The sequence below is a fragment of the Arthrobacter sp. TS-15 genome (assembly GCF_006964045.1).
Classification (GTDB): Bacteria; Actinomycetota; Actinomycetes; order Actinomycetales; family Micrococcaceae; genus Arthrobacter.
On record NZ_SDXQ01000129.1, the window covers coordinates 1 to 1,343 of the forward strand.

Consider the following 1,343-nt stretch of genomic DNA (forward strand, 5'->3'; position numbering starts at 1 on the left):
GTGCGGGGCGGTCGCCGTCGGCTGGCTCGAACCGCATGTGCACAGCAGGGTCGAGGACTGGCTGCACCCGTTCGCGTCGATCGAGGCGGGCCGCGGCCCGAACCAACTCGCCCAGTCGCTCTTCTCGTTCGCCGCCGGCGGGATGCTCGGCACGGGACTCGGCCTCGGCCACTCCGTCCTCATCGGCTTCGCCGCCAAGTCGGACTTCATCCTGGCCACGGCCGGCGACGAACTGGGCCTGGCCGGCCTCTCCGCGATCTTCCTGCTGTACGGGCTGCTGGTCGAGCGCGGCTACCGGGCGGGCCTCGCCCTGCGCGACCCCTTCGGCCGGCTGCTCGCCGTCGGACTCGCCTCGATCGTCGCCCTCCAGGTCTTCGTGATCGCGGGCGGTGTGACGGGGCTGATCCCGCTGACCGGCATGGCGATGCCCTTCCTGGCGCAGGGCGGTTCGTCGGTCGTCACCAACTGGATCATCGTGGCCCTGCTGATGCGCCTCAGCGACTCGGCACGCGACCGGTCCGGGACGGCGACGCTGACGGCGGCTTCGACTGCGGCTTCGGCTTCCGCTTCGGCTTCGGCTTCGGCGGCCGAGGGGATCGAAGGAGGGGTCACGCCATGACCGGGAACGGCCGCCCCATGACCCGGTACATCCGGCACGCCGCCGCCTTCTGCGCCCTGCTCCTGATCGCCCTCCTCGTCAACGCCACCCGCATCCAGCTCGTCCAGGCCCGCTCGTACGACGAGAACCCGGCCAACCGCCGCCACACGATCGCCCGTTACGGCCAGCCGCGCGGCGACATCCTCGTCGGCGGCAAGCCGGTCACCGGCTCCAAGGACTCCGGGGAGCAGTTCCGCTACGAACGGACGTACAGGAACGGCCCGTTGTACGCGCCCGTCACCGGCTTCGCCTCGCAGGTGTACGGGACGAACCTGCTGGAGGGCGCCGAGGACGACATCCTGGCGGGCACCGATCCGCTGCTGTCGCCGCTCCCCCTGTGGAACGACCTCACACGGGCCCGCAACCCCGGCGGCCATGTCGTCACAACGCTCGACCCGGCCGCACAGGAGGCGGCGTTCGCGGGGCTCGGCGACCGGCGGGGTGCGGTGGCCGCGCTCGAACCGTCCACAGGACGGATCCTGGCGCTGGTCTCCACCCCCTCCTACAACCCCGAGGAGCTCTCCGGTACGGACTCGGGGGTGGCCCGGGCCTGGACACGGCTGAACCAGGCGGCCAACAAGCCGATGCTCAACCGGGCCGTTCGGCAGACCTATCCGCCCGGCTCGACCTTCAAGGTGGTCACCGCGGCGGCGGCCCTCGACGCGGGCGTGGTGGAGGACGTCGA

The 1,343-nt window shown here is 71.8% G+C and carries 2 protein-coding genes; both read left to right on the plus strand.

Features of this window, described 5'->3' with window-relative positions; translation table 11 throughout:
• A partial coding sequence (locus EU811_RS23275; protein ID WP_142940595.1) for an FtsW/RodA/SpoVE family cell cycle protein occupies nt 1-619 on the plus strand: 619 nt, incomplete at its 5' end.
• On the plus strand, nt 616-1,343 hold a 728-nt coding region (locus EU811_RS23280), incomplete at its 3' end, for a penicillin-binding transpeptidase domain-containing protein (protein ID WP_274595854.1). The genes EU811_RS23275 and EU811_RS23280, both read left to right, overlap by 4 nt.